Below are 17,480 nucleotides of genomic sequence, written 5' to 3'. Positions count from 1 at the left end.
TTTGAACGTTTTGATTACCTTCGTACTTAAACGGAAGCAGTCAGGATAAACACTAAACAAAAGTAGATAATTGAAAATTCTAATTACAGGCGCTGCGGGTTTTATAGGTTCGCATCTTTCGGAAAATCTTCTCAACGAGGGTCATCAAATAGTCGGTTTCGATAATTTTGACCCGTTTTATGACAGAGCTGTCAAAGAACACAATTTAGAGAAGTCGCTTTCAAATGAATTATTCACTTTAATTGAAGGAGATTTAAACAATTCGGGGGATATGAAAAATCTTTTTTCCGGTCAAGAATATGATGTGGTTATCCACCTCGCAGCAAAAGCCGGAGTGAGACCTTCTATCGAAAATCCGTTGGATTATACAAAAGTGAACATAAACGGAACTCAAAATTTATTGGAAATGATGAAAAGTGAAGGTCTCAAGAGGTTGGTATTCGCTTCATCATCTTCCGTCTATGGAAATTCAAAGGACGTTCCATATAATGAGGAAATGAATGTGAACAATCCAATATCGCCGTATGCCGCAACGAAAGTGGCTGCGGAAGTCCTATGCTACACCTACTGGCAACTGTTCGGTATTTCCGTCACATGTCTGAGGTTTTTTACCGTCTATGGTCCGCGTCAGCGTCCGGAGATGGCTATAGCGAAGTTTATCAGAAAAGCCTACAATGGCGAATCAATAAGCGTTTTTGGCGACGGCAGATCGTCAAGGGATTTCACTTATATAGATGACATAATTCAAGGTGTTGTTTCAGCGGTTCATAAGGATTTAGGATATGAGATTATCAATCTTGGAGAGTCAACGACAATAGAATTGAATTCTCTCATTGCTCTTATCGAGAAATTAACCGGTAAAGAGGTGAAAAAAGATTATCTTGAAATGCAGCCGGGAGATGTTTTCACTACATATGCTGATATTAGTAAAGCAAAAAAGCTGCTGAATTACAATCCCACCACTAATATGGAAGAGGGAATATCAAAATATATCCAATGGTTGGAAAAACACTCTACCTAATATTCCACTTTCAGAGAAGTTTTATAATTGAGTCGGCGAATTCAGTCAGAGACGCTTCACCACCTAAATTTTCAGGCTTAATCCCCTCAGCGAGACTTAATGAAATTGCTTTGCGAATAGAATCAGCTGCAACATTTTCCTCAAGGTAACTGAGCATAGCAATAGCAGCCATCAACAATGGCAACGGGTTAGCCTTTTCTTTCGATTCTATTTCCATGCTGCCGCCTACCATCGCTTCATATATACGTAAGCCATCCCCGATATTAACGCCGTAAACAGCGCTGTTTCCGCCTACCATTCCTGTTATCAAATCAGATACAATATCGCCGTAAAGATTCCCCATTAGAAGTACGTCAAAGTTTTCCGGATTCATTACGAGATTCATACAACACGCATCAATAATGAGCGTGTTATGCTCAATATCAGGATAATCTTCAGCAATTTCATTTGCGGTGTCCATAAATAATCCATCCGACAACTTCATAATGTTTGCTTTATGGACAGTAGTTATCTTTTTTCTGTTGTTCTTCATGGCATATTCGAAAGTGAAACGAGCGATTTCCTCTGAAGCGTCTTTTGTAACGACTTTTATCATTTCAACAATATCAGGTGAAACATTATGTTCTATACCGGAATATTCTCCCTGAGTATTTTGTCTGACTACAACAATATCAATATCATCGTAGCGGCTTCCGATTCCCGGAAAATTCCTGAACGGTCTTAAATTGGCAAATAAATCAAGCGATTTCCGTAATGTAATTACCGGGAGTTCGGATGTGGAGTTCGGTATATGATTAATAATCCCTTTCAGGGCGACCTTATTTCGTTTTACAGAATCCAGAAGCTCCTGCGGAATGGCAGTGCCTTGGGTCGCTAAGGTTTTTTCTCCGGACTCCTGCCAGTCCCACTTGATTTTTGCCCCTGAAGAATCAACGATTCTCATAACTTCTTTTGCGATTTCCGGTCCTACAGAGTCGCCGGGTATCAGTGTGACGGTTCTACTCATAAATTCTCTATTATCGCTTCGGTAAACTCAATCGTTCCTGCATTCCCGCCTAAATCCTTGGTGATGGATTTACCTTCTTCAAGAACTTTATTTACGGCGAGCTTAATCCGTTCTGCCGCTGATTTTTCGCCTATGTATTCAAGCATTAAAACCGTTGATAAGATTGCCGCAAGAGGATTTGACATATCCTTTCCCGCAATATCGGGCGCGCTGCCGTGGACAGGCTCGAATACTGCGTACTGACTCCCGATATTTGCTCCGGGAACTACACCTAATCCACCTACCAATCCGCTGGCGAGGTCACTGATTATGTCGCCATATAGATTTCCCATCACCAGAACATCGAACTCTGTAGGGTCCATCACAAGCCGCTTTGCAAGTGTGTCTATAGGGATTTCCTCATAGCCGATAAATGGATAGTGTTCAGAAACCTTTCTTACTTCCTCAAGAAATAAACCATCGGATTTCGGCATTACTGAAGCTTTATGTACGGAAGTGACTTTTCTTCTTCCATGCTGTCGGCAGTAATCGAACGCATATCTTGCAATCCTGTTGCACGCTTTACGAGACATAATCTTCAGGCTGGTCACCACTCCCGGAACAACACTGTGTTCCAATCCCGAGTAAAGACCTTCCGTATTCTCCCGAACTACCACCAAATCCACATTGGAAAAGCGGGTTTTAATTCCGGGTAAATTAACTACCGGTCTGACACAGGCGTATAAATCCAACTTTTGCCTGAGCGATACGTTGGCGGAGCGAAATCCTTTTCCCACAGGAGTTGTAACAGGACCTTTGAGCGCTACTTTGGTGTTTTTAATGGCGTCAATAGTCACATCTGGAACGGGTTCTCCCTGTTTTTCTATTGCCTCCTGACCGGCTAATGCCTTATCCCATTTGATTTCCACACCTGCAGCATCAAGAATTTTAACCGCGGCTCCGATTACCTCCGGTCCGATTCCGTCTCCTTCCAAAAGAGTGATATGGTACTTCATTCATTTTCCTGAATATGAAGAGTCTTTAAATTTGTCAATAATTTTTCCGGTAACCGCATAGGTTTTTTTGATTCGAGGCTGACACATACGTGATGAGTATATCCCTCACTGACGATATTTCCATCCACCTCCATTGAATATGCGATCTTGAAAGAGGACTTTCCAATCTTGTCAGTTCCCATGTTGATGTTAAGCGTATCATCAAACTTGACAGGAGCGATGAATTTAAGTTTGCATTCAACCAACATTAAACCTATCCCCATTTCCATTACCTTTTTATATGGGAAGTCCACCGACCTTAAAAGTTCTACTCTTCCTTTTTCGCAATAATAGAAGTAGTTGGAATGATGCAGCACATCGTGAAGATCTACGTCTCGAAAGGCGATCCGGAAATCTACCTTGAAAGGATATTTCATCCGAGAATCCCCGCTACAATCAACAAATCATAAAAACTATGTGTATAGGCTGTTATTCCGTAACCTCTGGTAACATATAAAATTGAAAGTACCAAGCCGCCGATAAACCGGAAAACGAATGTTTGCAGCAAAAACGGCTCTCCGAATATTCCCACATAATGAAAACCGGAGAAAATCAGAGACGATATTATCACGGCCAATCCAAGAGATGTAATTCGTTTTAGCCCGACGACTTTACTGAATATCAGTGCAAATAGGCTGATCAGAACTACTCTAAAAAGAAATTCCTCATAAACACCTGCTCCCAGCGATAGCACCAACTGATGTTTCCAACTAAACGAAGTCGGGACTTGAAGAATGATTTTGGTAATATTTCCAACTATGAAACCAAAGAGGACGGCATAAATAAGGCTTTCTCCAAGCATTATGAAAAGAAAACGATAATTAAGATTAAATTCTTTATCCTTCATTTCACGATAAAAGAGAGCGATTAGGATTATTAGGACAAGGATACTGAGACCGTAAAAACCCGCCATTCCGAAAAGACTTAAAATCTGTTTTGTAACAACATCCGCGCCATTTCTAAGCCCTTCTATGTCAGATTTATTAAGCACGAAAGCGGCGAGTTCATAAGTCATTATGAGCGGCACAACGAAGAGAAAAGAATAAAATGTCGACTTAGAGGAATTATAATAATCCTTTAACGCTTCGATCTTTTCTATGTCGGTAAAATATTTTATCACGCGGTTGTCCGGGCTTTTGAGCTGTTAATCATCTAATTGTAGTACGGCAATAAATGCTTCCTGAGGTACTTCAACATTACCCACCCGCTTCATCCTCTTTTTCCCCTTTTTCTGTTTTTCGAGGAGTTTACGCTTACGGGTGATATCGCCGCCGTAGCACTTAGCAGTTACATTTTTCCGCAATGCGCTTACGGTTTCGCGGGCGATGATTTTCCCTCCGATTGCCGCCTGAATAGCAATCGCAAACATCTGTCTTGGAATTATTTTCTTAAGTTTCTCTGTGACGCGCCTACCCCAATCGTACGCTTTATCTTTGTGGACAATAATTGAAAAAGCGTCTATTCGGTCGCCATTGATGAGAATATCAAGTCTCGTGAGCTTTCCTTCCCGGTAACCGATAAATTCATAATCAAGGGAAGCATATCCTTTGCTGATGGATTTAAGTTTGTCATAAAAATCGAAGAGGACTTCCATAAATGGAAGTTCGTAAATTATTTCAGCACGATTCGCATCTAAATATTCTGTAGTTTTGTAAACGCCTCTTTTGTCCTGAGCCAGCTTCATAATACCGCCGATATATTCTGTGGGAGTGATAATGGCAGCCCTGATAAACGGTTCTTCCAACTTATCTATTTCCCCGAATGGAGGGAGCTTCACCGGGTTATCAATTTCAATGGATTGCCCGTTATGCAGTGTGGCGCGATATTTTACGTTTGGAACAGTGGCGATAATATCCATTTCAAATTCTCTTGAAAGACGTTCCTGAACTATTTCCATATGCAGCATTCCCAGATAGCCGCATCGAAACCCAAAACCCAATGCCTCTGAAGATTCCGGTTCAAAAGAAATAGATGCGTCATTAAGCTTAAGTTTTTCCAAAGATGTTCTAAGGCGACTGTAATCTTCGCTGTCAATAGGAAACATTCCGCTGAAAACCATCGGTTTGGATTCCTCATATCCGAGGAGTGGCTCAGCCGCCGGATTAATCATTGAGGTAATTGTATCACCGACTTTCGTGTCCTTTATCTCTTTCGCGCCTGATATGAGGTAACCCACATCTCCCGCTGAGAGCTCTTTTTTCTTCAATCGTTTCATACGAAGAATGCCTATTTCATTCGCTTCAAAGGAGTTTCCGGAGGAGAAAAATTTTATCTTCTCACCTTCTTTGATTTTCCCGTCAAAAACGCGTATATATGCCACTGCGCCTCGGTATTTGTCGAAAGTTGAATCGAATATCAATGCCCTAAACGGTATTGAAGTGTCAGACGCGGGTGGTGGTATTAACTCTATGATAGCTTCAAGAATCTCGCTCACGCCTTCACCGGTTTTAGCGCTGATTAGAAAAATTTCTTCTTCTTTACAACCGAGTAGCTCCATTAACTGCGTTCGCGCGGCTTCTAATTGTTTTGCTCCCAAATCAATCTTATTAATCACAGGTATTATCTTCAAGCCGCCGTCAACAGCAAGGTAAGCGTTACTGACAGTTTGAGCCTCAACTCCTTGAGCAGCGTCAACTAACAGGAGAGCTCCTTCGCAAGCAGCAAGGCTTCGACTCACCTCATAGGAAAAATCCACATGTCCGGGTGTGTCAATTAGGTTGTAGATGTATTTAGTGCCGTCTTTCGAGGTGTAATCCATAGTGATTGCGTGGGCTTTGATGGTTATACCGCGTTCTCTTTCAATGTCCATATCATCAAGAACCTGATTCATCATTTCCTTATCGTCCAATGTACCTGTCAGCTCAAGAAACCGGTCAGCTAAAGTCGATTTCCCATGGTCGATATGCGCAATGATGCAAAAATTTCTTATGTTAATGCTATTCAAATAGAATTCCTTTTAAAGCCTGTTAATATTAACGTCTGCTGACTCAGAAGTCAAAGGCAATGTGCGGTAATTAGCTGAGTATAATGTACGTTATTTTTCTTTGAAAAGCAGTTTGATAGGTACGCCGTTAAAACCGAATTCTTCACGCAGACGAGATTCCAGGAACCGCTTATAATTGTCTTTGATGCCTTTCGGTTCATTCGTAAACAGCACAAAAGTCGGCATTGTTGATTTCGATTGATTTATGAACGAAATCTTGACAAACCGGCTCCGATAACTTGGCGGTGCGGTTTCTTCAACAACAGATTTAAGCCAATCAACTAACAAAGCTGTCTTGATTCTTTTCTGTGATTCTTTGTGGACGGTTGAGACTGAATCCAAAACACTGAATATTTTTTGTTTTTTTAGAGCAGAAATAAATATAATGGGATAGTTCACGAGCTGGGGTAGAGTGTCATAAAATTCACGACGCCAATTTTTTTGAGTATGTGTATCCAACTTAATCAGATCCCATTTATTTACCGCGCAAATGAGACATTTATTGTTTTCCCAAGCCTCGTTAATAATATGCACGTCTTGTTTATCCATCCCTCGCGTGGCGTCAATCATTGCTACGATTACGTCAGCCCGTGCCATCGCTCTCCGGGCTCTGACGGTACTGTAAAATTCCACTCCGTCCGTGATCTTCGATCTTCTGCGTATTCCGGCTGTATCTATGAGCGTAAATTTCTTCTCATCATACAGCAATAAGCTGTCAGCGCTGTCTCTTGTTGTTCCGGGAATGTCAGTAACTATCTGTCTCTCTTCGTTCAGAAGACCGTTCACGAGAGAGGATTTTCCCACATTAGGAACCCCAACGACCGCGATATTAATTCCGCTTTCCTTGTCAGAAGATTCTTCTTTCTCTTTCGGGAAATGACTGATTATTACGTCTAACAGATCGCCTGTTTTTCTTCCCGACTCTGCCGAGACGGCGTATGGTTCGCCAAGCCCGAGTTTCATAAATTCATATAAAGTAGATTCTCGTTTATTATCGTCTGCTTTATTTGCCACCAGAATAACTTTTTTGGATTGCCTCCGCATCAGACGAGCCAGGTCATCGTCACCGGCAGTAATCCCGGTGGTAACGTCAACTACAAAGATGATTAATTCGGATTGTTCAAGGGCAGACTCTGCTTGCTCCCTCACAGAGACGAGCAGCTTGTCATCGGACCGGGAGTCGTATCCTCCCGTGTCTATGAGAATGAAATCCTGTCCGGACCATGAAGCCTCCGCATATTTTCTGTCTCTTGTCACTCCTTCCATAGGATCAACTATTGCGTCACGCCTACCTATAATTCTGTTGAAGAGAGTGGATTTCCCAACATTGGGTCTGCCTACTATTGAGACAATTGGCAGTGTGCCGGTCATAAATTTATCCTAAAAGAAAAGCGTTTGGAAATCATCGTTAAAAACTCTGACAGGCGAAGTGATAACACGCGAAATATCTTCCGGGCGAATGTTATCTAAAAGATAACCGTCCGTATTTAAAACCCGCGGAGGGAGGAAGACTTCGCCGATCGGCGGCTCTGACTGAAGTGATTTGATAATATCCTGCCCCGAAAGGAGTCCGGCTACTGTGACCGATTCACCGAGGAATTCGTTTTTAACTACATTTAATTTTACGTCTAAATTTCCGATAGCCTTCAGGGATGGAATCAGATGTTCGCCCAGCACAACCGCTGCGCCCACGCCCGTGACAATTGTAATTTCTCTGGGTTCATCAAGGTGCGTGGGAAACTCTTTTTTATCATTTTCAAGAGTGGTAAGAAAATCACGAACAAGACCGATTCCGTTTTCCATCTGTGGGAATTCGTCGTAGTATTCAGTGGGCGGAAGAGTTTCACCGCTCATTATAAACCATTCGTCTGCTAAATATACAAATCGTTTTCCGTCACTGCGTGGGTACTTTTCGTCCCATAAAGCGGCGTTTTTGATGAATTCACGCGCATATTCGGGGGTAATATCGTCTATTTCGGTAAGTCCCGCGCGAAACTTCGTAAGACCAACGGGAACGACAGCCATAGAACGGACGTTTTTTCTGAATTGCCAAATATCCGCGATAGTTTTTTCTAATATTTCGCCGTCATTCATTTTCGGGCAGAGGACTACCTGCGAGTGCATCGCAATGTTATTGTCGTTGAGATAAGCGATTTTTTCGAGGATATTGTCGTCAAAATCAATCCCCAACATAAATTTCCTTGCTTCCGAGTCTGTTACATGGACTGAAATATAAATAGGACTAAGCCGTTGTCGGACTATTCGTTCGAGTTCTTTCCAAGATGTATTCGTGAGTGTAACAAAGTTTCCATGAAGGAAAGAAAGCCTGTAATCGCCATCCCGGAAATAGAGCGAGAGTCTCATTCCGGCAGGCAATTGATCCACATAACAAAATACGCATTTATTGCAGCAGGATTTATACTGTTTGGGAACAAAAGATATTCCCAAATCTTCATCAGGCTCTTTATCTATCTCAAAAGCAATTTCCTCGCCGGAACGCTTCACTACCACGTCAACCGAATCATCGGTGGCGAGAAACCGATAATCAATTATATCATTGACTCCACAACCGTTAAGGCTGATAAGCTTATCGCCCGGTTCGATGCCTTGTTCGGATGCGATACTTCCGTTTTCAATATCTTTTATCTCTAACATAAAATTTTATCTTTCACTTTTTATACAGCCTGTGAATGTAATTAAATTGTACAGATAATAGCAATCGAAATTTCAAAAATAACTTATTCGTGTATCGGGTTAGGGCTTTCCTGTCCAGCCAAAGGCGGCTGCGTGATGACGAAGCAATCTGTTCTACTGTCGTATATTCTGTCTTGTAGCTTTTTGCTATATTTATTATATTTAAGAGCTTATATAAGCATGGATGGATGAAAAACAGAATGAAAAAAGGGAAAAGAGATTAAAATGGGCTTAACGTTAGCTGAAAAAATTATAAATGAGCATATAGTAGAGGGAGAGCCTGTGAAGGGTTCTCAGATCGGTCTGAAGATCGACCAGACCCTGACTCAGGACGCAACCGGGACAATGGCGTATCTGCAATTCGAAGCGATGGGGCTTGATAGGGTGAAAACGGAATTATCCGTCAGTTATGTGGATCACAATATGCTGCAAACGGATTTCAGAAACGCCGACGACCACGCGTACCTGAAATCCGTAGCGCAAAAATACGGCATATATTTCTCTAAACCGGGCAACGGTATTTGTCATCAGGTGCATCGGGAGCGGTTTGGAATACCGGGCAAAACCTTATTGGGAAGCGATTCGCATACTCCCACAGGTGGCGGTCTCGGAATGATATCCATAGGCGCCGGTGGTCTTGACGTTGCCGTAGCAATGGGAGGAGGTCCGTTTTTTCTCACCTATCCTCAGATATTAGGCATAAAATTAACCGGCGAACTAAAGCCTTATGTAAACGCCAAGAACGTTATTTTTAAGCTGTTAGAGATTTTAACGGTCAAAGGCGGAGTTGGAAAGGTGTTGGAATATTTCGGGCCCGGAGTGAAAGCACTCTCGGCGGGTGACCGGTTCGCAATTAGTAATATGGGTACGGAAGTCGGAGCCACAACTTCTATCTTCCCGTCTGATGAAAATACAAAATTGTTTTTGGACGCGCAGGGAAGAGGAGAATCATGGGTTGAGCTTTCTGCCGACGATGATGCCGAGTATGACGAAATAATCGAAATCGATCTCAGTTCTCTTGAGCCGTTGGTAGCCGAACCCGGAAGTCCCGACAATATCGTTGATATAAAATCGCTTGTAGGGAAAAAAGTAAGCCAGGTTCTTATCGGTACCTGCACGAACTCATCGTATGAGGATATGATGACAGTGGCGAAAATGCTTGAAGGGAAAAAGGTAAACAACGATGTGGATTTTGGCGTTGCCCCGGGTTCTAAACAGGTGTTTCAGATGATTGCGGAAAGCGGCGGGCTCGGGTCAATAATCTCCTCGGGAGCGAGGATTTTGGAATCTGCCTGCGGATTCTGTATCGGTATGGGACAAGCGCCTCCCACTGACGGCATTTCCCTCCGGACAGGCAACAGGAATTTCCCCGGCAGAAGCGGAACTCAGGGCGATAATATATATCTTGTGAGTCCTGAAATAGCCACGGCGTCGGCTTTAGCAGGCGAGTTTGTTGACCCTACTACTCTCAGTGAGACAATACGCATTGAAGCTCCTTCTGAATATAAAATAGATGATTCGGGAATAATTCCTCCATCAGAAAATCCTTCGGAAATTAAGATAATTCGCGGACCGAACATCAAAGCCGTTCCTGTGAAAGAGCCTTTAGCAGACAGCCTCAAGGGCGAGGTAATCATAAAAGTCGGTGACAATATCACCACAGACCATATTATGCCCGCAGGAGCGAAAGTATTGCCCTTTAGAAGCAATATACCGGCGATTTCCGAGTTTGTTTACGTTAATGTTGACGATACTTTCGCTAAACGCGCAAAAGAATCGCCCGGCGGTATGATAGTCGGCGGAACGAATTACGGTCAGGGTTCGTCAAGAGAACATGCGGCGCTTGCTCCTATGTTTCTGGGAATCAATGCAATCATAGTAAACAGTTTTGCGCGAATCCATCGGGCTAATTTGATAAATTTTGGCATTCTCCCGCTTTTATTGGACGCTGCCGATAACGATAAGATCGAGCAGGGTGACGAATTGGAGATCGGAGATATTTATTCCAACCTGGATTCGGGCAGCGACTTTACTATAAAAAATAATACCAAAGGGATTGAATTCACAGCCAGGTGCGATCTCTCCGAATTGGAACGGAAAATTCTCGTTGCGGGCGGAAAATTGCCTTATACAAAATCACTGAATCTCAATTGAAAGGATTATCAGATGCAACTTAGCGGGAAAAAAGTGCTTATACCTATCGGACCGGATTATCAGGATATGGAAGTATGGTATCCAAAACTGCGGTTCATCGAAGCGGGCGCGGATGTCGTATGTGCCGGTATTGGCGACAAAAGTTATAAAGGTAAAAACGGTTATCCCATTGATGTGGACCTCCAAATTGAGGAGTGTTCGGCAGATGAGTTCGACGCAATTATAATTCCGGGGGGGTGGGCGCCCGATAAAATTCGGATGAACAAGCACGCCGTGTCGGTTGTTACCGATATGTATAACAGCGGAAAGGTGGTGGCGGCTATCTGCCATGCAGGTTGGGTGCTTGTTTCCGCACGGATTCTTGACGGGAAGAAAGTCACCTCTTACGTGGCGATAAAAGATGATATGATAGCTGCGGGTGCGCAATGGTCGGATGCGGAAGTTGTCGTGGACGGAAATCTCATTACGTCAAGAAAACCGGATGACTTGCCCGCATTCTGTAGGGAAATTATTAATCAATTAAGCGGCGAATAGAAAAATATGAAAACTCGTATAGAAAAAGACTCAATGGGCGAAATGAAAGTGCCTGAAAACTCGTATTACGGAGCGCAAACGCAAAGAGCGGTGGAGAATTTTCCTATCAGCGGTATTCGGTTTTCAAGAAGATTCATACAGGCGTTGGGAATGATAAAACGAGCGGCTGCAAAGGTAAACGCCGAACTTAATCTTTTGGATTTGGACAGGAAAAAAGCCATCGTCAAAGCGGCTACCGAAGTAGTGGACGGAAAATTTGACGATCAATTTGTCATTGATATTTTTCAGACCGGTTCCGGCACTTCAACCAATATGAATGCCAATGAGGTGATTGGAAACAGAGCGAGCGAGCTTATGGGGGGAGTTATCGGCTCCCGTGAACCCGTTCATCCCAACGACCACGTAAATCTTTGTCAATCTTCCAACGATGTGATTCCCGCGGCGATTCATCTCGCTTCTTATCTTGCTATAAAGGAAGAGTTGCTGCCTGCATTAAAACAGTTAGAAACTTCATTTGCAGCTAAAGCGAAGAAATTCGATAAGATAGTGAAAATAGGCAGGACTCATCTTCAGGATGCCACGCCTGTCAGGCTTGGACAGGAATTCGGCGGTTACGCATCTCAGGTCGCTCACGCCATTGAACGTATAAAGACAGCATCCGATGACCTGTTAGAACTGGCTTTGGGAGGAACGGCGGTAGGAACGGGAATCAACGCTCATCCCGATTTTGGTAAAAGGATAGCGCGGAAACTCTCACTGGATACCGGAGCCAAATTCAGAGAAGCGGATAACCATTTTGAAGCGCAAGGTTCTAAAGACGCTGTAGTAGCTTTATCGGGCGCTATTAAATCAGCCGCTGTGGGAATATCCAAAACCGCCAACGACATCAGGCTTATGGGCGCTGGACCACGGACAGCAATCGGCGAGTTGAACCTTCCCGCAGTCGCTCCCGGCTCGTCAATTATGCCGGGAAAAGTAAATCCTGTTATGGTGGAGATGGTTATGCAGGTTACCGCTCAAATTATCGGCAACGATGCCGCCGTGACGAATGCGGGGCAGGGCGGTCTGCTTGAGCTTAACGTTATGATGCCTGTTATGGCGCATAATATTCTTGAGTCTATTTCACTTTTAGCCAACGCTTCGCAAACATTCGCTTCCAAATGTGTGGACGGCATAGAAGTGAACGAAAAAAGGGCGGCGGAGCTTGTGGAGCAGTCGCTGGCGAACGCCACACCTCTTGCTCCAATAATCGGCTATGACAAAGCGGCGGAAATCAGTAAAGAAGCATTCAAAACCGGAAAGACGATACGTCAGATAGTTTTGAGTAAAAAAATAATGTCAGCCAAAAAACTCGATAAAGTCTTAAATCTCAAAAAGCTAACCGAGCCCGGAATCAGTAAGAAATGATTATTCCAAGTTACTAATATTATATGTGAAAGCGTCATTTGAATTCAATAAATGCACGATTTGTCTTTCCGATGAGAACTTAACTTGGGAGCATGTTCTACCGTTATCCATCGGTGGTCTGTTAGAGATTAAATCACAATGTCAGATATGTAATAATGACCGCTTTGGTACTAGCATACTTCCTGCATTGAAGGAATATTACCCAATTCGTCTCGCAATTAATAGTTTGAGAATACAATTACCATCCTTATACAACTCCATAGAACACGGTTCGTTATACACGGCCAAAGATTCTTTCGGAAAAATAAGGGAACTTATCTTTCGAGCTGGCCGACTTACTACTCGTGTTAACAAGGAGAAAGATGGAAGTTTAATCTACGATTCGAAAGAAGTAGAAAATCATATTCGAAATATTTTAAATAAAAAAGGAATGTCGAAAGAAATGATTGAAAAATCATTAAGAGAACATTCCGAGGCTAAAACTGGTACGGATTTAATTTTGTCAAGTGGTATGAGAGTAAAAAAAGCATCTTATTCTGAAATTTGGCAGAAACCTGGTCCTTCAAGACTTGACCATCGAGTTATAGCTCTACTTGCTTATAATTTCCTTTGTTTGCTAAAAGGGAATACCATATTTGTTAATCACTTTGATGGCATTCGAGATTTTCTCCTTAACGGAAACATGACTGACCAAGTTAAAATTGAAGAATTCCCCTACACGAACTCCTACGCTCCTTATCACAGATTGTGGATTGAATCAGAGAATGACAGCACTATGGTCTTCATTTTATTATTTGGGTCCATAGTATTGAAGTTGAGTATAAAAAATGTTGTAATACCTGGTGGTAACTATATATTTATTATGGATTTATTAAAGCGTAAAATACATAGCGCAATGTCATTCGAAGAGGCAAATAACGGAGAAATATTTTCCACTTGATAGCTGAGTAAAAAAATTTAAATTTCTGATATTTGGTTTCGAGCAAAGTCCCGACTGCCACAAAATCTAATTATTAATAACAGATGAAATTTCCCTTGCCAATCATTAGCAGCTAAAGTATAGTTATTAGGACAAAGAATGTCGCAATTTAAGTGAGGGTTAGGGCTTGCCTGTCCCGCCAGCGGCGGCGGCCCTGACTAATACTGAAGAAACTAACCCAATTCTTTTATTAGCAAACCACGACAGATTTTTTTAACGAGTTTGTTCGATATTTCTGTATGCCGGGGAACTGCTTCTATTTTTCCTGAAACGGGATTGCACCAGAGTGAGTGGGAACGACCTTCCCTCTTTAAGAAACAGCCATTTTTCCTGAGATGTTTAAGAAGCGCATTTCTTTTCAATCTACGATAACCGTATCACGGATGGCATCATCGGGAATTCCCGCTTCGGTATCTTTTCTTCTGTCTTCCAAGATCAAATGGATAGATTCAGCTAAACTAATCCGGCACTCATCCTTGGTCTTTCCCTGACCGTTGGCACCCGGAATTTCTGGACAGTATGCAATAAACCAATCACCATCTTTTTCGATTATAGCTGTGAATTCATTATGCATTCTAAAACCTCCACTCACAAAGTATGGTTAGGAGTAACTTTTATACAAGAACTTTTTAAACTGACCGCAAGGGCGTGTCTAACTGACGTCAGGGAGGTGTTATCGTTCCACTGTCTCAAATTCATTCTTGTCAGGATAAGTCACACCCCCCGACTCCTGCGGAGCCACCCCCCTCGAAGGGGGAGTTACAGACCCGTTTTTTAGCTCCGCTAAATTTCACCCCTCCTTTCTAAGGAGGGGATTTGGGGTGGTTTCCAATTGCGCCGGCGCTCCGTTGGATAGCCATTGGCTCAAGTCCCGAATGTCACAAAATCTAATTATAAATAACGGATGAAATTTCCCTTGCCAATCAGTTAGAGCGGAAGTATATTAATTAGGACAAAGATTGTCGTATTTTGTTAAGGGCAGTAAATACAAATGCTTGTGAAAGGATAAATTGCTCGGTAAATTAACTCGGAATGAACGCCGGGAACTTGTAAAAGGACTTGAGGAACACAATAGCGGTAAATATTTTGCGTGTCACGAAACGCTTGAAGATATATGGATGGACAAAGGGGGAGATTTGAGACGCTTTCTACAGGGGTTAATTCATGTTGCAGTGGGCTTCTACCATTTAAGAGATTCGAATCATATTGGAGCATACAGGCAGCTCAGTAAAGCGCATACAAAGTTGTCGGATTATGCCGATTCAAGCGAAGGAATAGACGTCACTGATATTTTACTCTCGCTTGCAAACTGGATAGAAAAAATCAGCAAACTTCTGAATGATCCCCTCAACGATTTGGAACTCGGCACATTTCCGAAATTTGAATATGACCGGAAGAAAATTTTAGCTGCCGCATAACTCAGTTATGATTAAGAAAGGACAAATTTAAAAAATGACAGGAAAGAACGGTCTGCTTACTATAAAAGACCTAAAAGTAAAGATTGATGATAATCAGATTCTCAACGGCGTTGACCTGGAAATAGGACCGGGAGAAGTTCACGCTATTATGGGTCCGAACGGCACAGGAAAAAGCACTCTCGCCTATGCCTTAGCAGGAAAAGCGAGTCACGAAATTACGAGTGGTTCAGTTCATATGGAGGGCGAGAATTTACTTGATATGACACCTGATGAGCGGGCAAGAAAGGGTCTGTTCCTTGCTTTTCAATATCCATCGGTCGTGCCGGGAGTTACCGTGGACAACTTTCTCCGAGTCGCTTATAACGCCATAAAGAAAGAGGAGCTCAGCATCTGGGAATTCAGAAAAATGCTCAAGGAAAAAATGGAGTTTCTCGAGATAGACGAATCATTCTCCGGCAGGTATTTGAACGATGGGTTCTCCGGCGGAGAGAAGAAACGCAACGAGATACTTCAAATGGCAGTTTTACAACCGAAATTAGCTGTGCTTGACGAAACTGATTCGGGTCTTGACATAGACGCTCTTCAGATCGTGTCTAAAGGAGTGAACGAACTCCTGCCTGAAGATTCTTCCGTACTGTTGATTACGCATTACCAGCGGATTTTGCGATACATTAAACCCGATAAAGTTCATGTAATGATAGACGGTAGAATCGTTGAATCGGGCGGAGGAGAGCTTGCGGAGAAACTCGAGGAAAAGGGTTATGATTGGCTAAAGGAAAAATACGGACAACCGAGAAAGGGTAATAATAATGGCAGTCTCAACAACTGATATAGGAGTTGGAGAATATAAATACGGATTTTCCGATGATGTAAAACCGGAAATCAAGTTCGACAAGGGTTTAAGCCGTCAGACTGTAGAGGATATCTCAGCCATAAAGAACGAACCGGGCTGGATGACCGAAAATCGTCTCAAGGCATACGAGATATTCTTGGAGAAACCAATGCCGGAATGGGGGGCGGACCTTTCGGACATAGATTTCGATGACATCATCTATTTTGTTCGCGCATCGGATAGGAAGATGACCGACTGGGATGACGTTCCCGAAGAAATTAAGAATACTTTCGAAAAGCTCGGTATCCCGGAGTCAGAACGTAAATTCTTAGCCGGCGCTGAAGCGCAATATGATAGTGAATCAGTTTACGGCGCGCTGCAAGGTGAATGGGAAAAACAGGGAGTAATCTTTGTTGACACAGATACCGCTCTAAGAGAGCATGAAAAATTGCTCAAAAAGTATTTCGGGACTGTAGTTCCCGCATCTGACAATAAACTTGCCGCTCTCAACACAGCAGTATGGAGCGGTGGAAGTTTTCTTTACATTCCAAAGGGTGTTCGTGTCGGATTACCGCTGCAGGCATACTTCCGGATTAACACCCAGAATATGGGACAGTTTGAGAGAACGATGATAATTGCCGACGAAGGCTCAAATGTTCAGTATATAGAGGGCTGTACCGCTCCCACATATACGACTAATTCACTGCATTCGGCTGTTGTGGAAATTATTTGCAAGAAGGACTCACGAGTCCGCTACACGACATTGCAAAATTGGTCGGGCAACGTATATAACCTCGTTACCAAGCGTGCTGTAGCGCAGGAAAACGCCACTATGGAGTGGATTGACGCCAACTTAGGCAGCAAAGTAACTATGAAATATCCTTCTGTATATCTAACAGGTAAAGGAGCAAAAGCCGACATAATTTCTATAGCATTTGCGGGCGATAATCAGCATCAGGATGTCGGTTCAAAGGTCGTTCATTTAGCTCCGTACACAACCTCAAAGATCGTATCGAAATCTATCAGTAAGGGAATCGGAAGATCCACTTATCGCGGTCTCGTGAAAATTCACGAGGGTATGAAAGGGTGTAAAAGTAATGTAAACTGCGACGCGCTCCTTTTGGATGAAGCATCCGGAACCGATACATATCCTTACATAGAAATTGAAGACCCTTCGGCTGCCATTGAGCATGAAGCCACTGTTTCAAAACTTTCCGACGAGCAGCTGTTTTATCTGATGCAGAGGGGAATACCGGAGGATGAGGCGAGAAATATGATAATTAACGGATTTATAGAACCGTTCACAAAAACATTGCCGCTTGAATACGCCGTCGAAATGAACAGGCTTATCGAACTGCAAATGGACGGCTCCGTAGGTTAACGAATTCAATATATTTAAGTAGTAAAGGAAAACGTAA

The 17,480-nt window shown here is 42.8% G+C and carries 17 protein-coding genes; 8 read left to right on the top strand and 9 right to left on the bottom strand.

Annotated features, from left to right (window positions below; translation table 11 throughout):
* Positions 1-70 precede the first annotated feature (70 nt).
* Positions 71-1,021, top strand: coding sequence for a GDP-mannose 4,6-dehydratase (locus IIB39_06255; GenBank protein MCH8928304.1), 951 nt, complete (start codon positions 71-73; stop codon positions 1,019-1,021).
* Positions 1,022-1,031: 10 nt separating this feature from the next.
* Here IIB39_06255 and IIB39_06250 read toward each other — a convergent pair whose 3' ends face one another.
* The 7 genes from IIB39_06250 to IIB39_06220 all read right to left on the bottom strand — a co-directional run bounded on the left by IIB39_06250 (position 1,032) and on the right by IIB39_06220 (position 8,699).
* Positions 1,032-2,027 (bottom strand): NAD-dependent isocitrate dehydrogenase, encoded by a 996-nt coding sequence (locus IIB39_06250; GenBank protein MCH8928303.1) that lies wholly within the window; start codon positions 2,025-2,027, stop codon positions 1,032-1,034.
* Entirely contained in the window at positions 2,024-3,022 is a 999-nt protein-coding gene (locus IIB39_06245) for an isocitrate/isopropylmalate dehydrogenase family protein (protein MCH8928302.1), read from the bottom strand. The genes IIB39_06250 and IIB39_06245 overlap by 4 nt, the downstream gene beginning before the upstream one ends.
* Entirely contained in the window at positions 3,019-3,438 is a 420-nt protein-coding gene (locus IIB39_06240; GenBank protein MCH8928301.1) for an acyl-CoA thioesterase, read from the bottom strand. Before IIB39_06240 ends, IIB39_06245 begins: the two co-directional genes overlap by 4 nt.
* Entirely contained in the window at positions 3,435-4,181 is a 747-nt protein-coding gene (locus IIB39_06235) for a CPBP family intramembrane metalloprotease (GenBank protein ID MCH8928300.1), read from the bottom strand. The genes IIB39_06240 and IIB39_06235 overlap by 4 nt, the downstream gene beginning before the upstream one ends.
* 24 nt (positions 4,182-4,205) lie before the next feature.
* Entirely contained in the window at positions 4,206-6,005 is a 1,800-nt protein-coding gene (lepA, locus tag IIB39_06230) for an elongation factor 4 (GenBank protein MCH8928299.1), read from the bottom strand.
* 90 nt (positions 6,006-6,095) lie between these two features.
* Entirely contained in the window at positions 6,096-7,415 is a 1,320-nt protein-coding gene (gene der, locus IIB39_06225; protein MCH8928298.1) for a ribosome biogenesis GTPase Der, read from the bottom strand.
* Between the two features lie 9 nt (positions 7,416-7,424).
* Positions 7,425-8,699 (bottom strand): DUF512 domain-containing protein, encoded by a 1,275-nt coding sequence (locus tag IIB39_06220; GenBank protein MCH8928297.1) that lies wholly within the window; start codon positions 8,697-8,699, stop codon positions 7,425-7,427.
* Between the two features lie 264 nt (positions 8,700-8,963).
* Here IIB39_06220 and IIB39_06215 point away from each other — a divergent pair, with 264 nt between their 5' ends.
* From IIB39_06215 to IIB39_06200, 4 genes are read left to right on the top strand one after another with little or no spacing between them, the layout of a single operon-like run.
* Positions 8,964-10,892 carry an aconitate hydratase gene (locus tag IIB39_06215; protein MCH8928296.1) on the top strand — a complete coding sequence of 643 codons (1,929 nt, stop codon included), beginning with the start codon at positions 8,964-8,966 and terminating at the stop codon, positions 10,890-10,892.
* 12 nt (positions 10,893-10,904) lie between these two features.
* Positions 10,905-11,426, top strand: a complete 522-nt coding sequence (locus IIB39_06210) for a type 1 glutamine amidotransferase (GenBank protein MCH8928295.1) — start codon at positions 10,905-10,907, stop codon at positions 11,424-11,426.
* 6 nt (positions 11,427-11,432) lie between these two features.
* Positions 11,433-12,833, top strand: a complete 1,401-nt coding sequence (locus IIB39_06205; GenBank protein MCH8928294.1) for a class II fumarate hydratase — start codon at positions 11,433-11,435, stop codon at positions 12,831-12,833.
* A gap of 25 nt (positions 12,834-12,858) precedes the next feature.
* Entirely contained in the window at positions 12,859-13,773 is a 915-nt protein-coding gene (locus IIB39_06200) for a hypothetical protein (GenBank protein ID MCH8928293.1), read from the top strand.
* Between the two features lie 212 nt (positions 13,774-13,985).
* Here the strand turns inward: IIB39_06200 and IIB39_06195 are convergent, their stop codons facing one another.
* Complete coding sequence (locus tag IIB39_06195) at positions 13,986-14,174, bottom strand: type II toxin-antitoxin system HicA family toxin (GenBank protein MCH8928292.1); 189 nt, start codon at positions 14,172-14,174, stop codon at positions 13,986-13,988.
* The gene (locus IIB39_06190) at positions 14,171-14,386 is read right to left on the bottom strand and encodes a type II toxin-antitoxin system HicB family antitoxin (protein MCH8928291.1); all 216 of its coding nucleotides are present in this window, start codon (positions 14,384-14,386) and stop codon (positions 14,171-14,173) included. The genes IIB39_06195 and IIB39_06190 overlap by 4 nt, the downstream gene beginning before the upstream one ends.
* Positions 14,387-14,822: 436 nt before the next feature.
* On the opposite strand from IIB39_06190, the gene IIB39_06185 reads away from it, so the two are divergent.
* The 3 genes from IIB39_06185 to sufB are packed head-to-tail and all read left to right on the top strand — an operon-like array spanning position 14,823 to position 17,443.
* The gene (locus IIB39_06185) at positions 14,823-15,230 is read left to right on the top strand and encodes a DUF309 domain-containing protein (GenBank protein ID MCH8928290.1); all 408 of its coding nucleotides are present in this window, start codon (positions 14,823-14,825) and stop codon (positions 15,228-15,230) included.
* A 34-nt stretch (positions 15,231-15,264) separates the two neighbouring features.
* Positions 15,265-16,059 (top strand): Fe-S cluster assembly ATPase SufC, encoded by a 795-nt coding sequence (gene sufC / locus IIB39_06180; GenBank protein ID MCH8928289.1) that lies wholly within the window; start codon positions 15,265-15,267, stop codon positions 16,057-16,059.
* A complete protein-coding gene (gene sufB / locus IIB39_06175) occupies positions 16,040-17,443 on the top strand; it encodes a Fe-S cluster assembly protein SufB (GenBank protein ID MCH8928288.1) in 1,404 nt (467 codons plus the stop codon). The genes sufC and sufB overlap by 20 nt, the downstream gene beginning before the upstream one ends.
* The last annotated feature ends 37 nt before the right edge of the window (positions 17,444-17,480 follow it).

Source organism: Candidatus Neomarinimicrobiota bacterium, assembly GCA_022573815.1.
In the GTDB taxonomy this organism is placed as follows: domain Bacteria; phylum Fidelibacterota; class SORT01; order SORT01; family SORT01; genus JACZTG01.
Note: the sequence above shows the minus strand (reverse complement) of the source record. Positions and strands in the feature narration are given on the sequence as shown.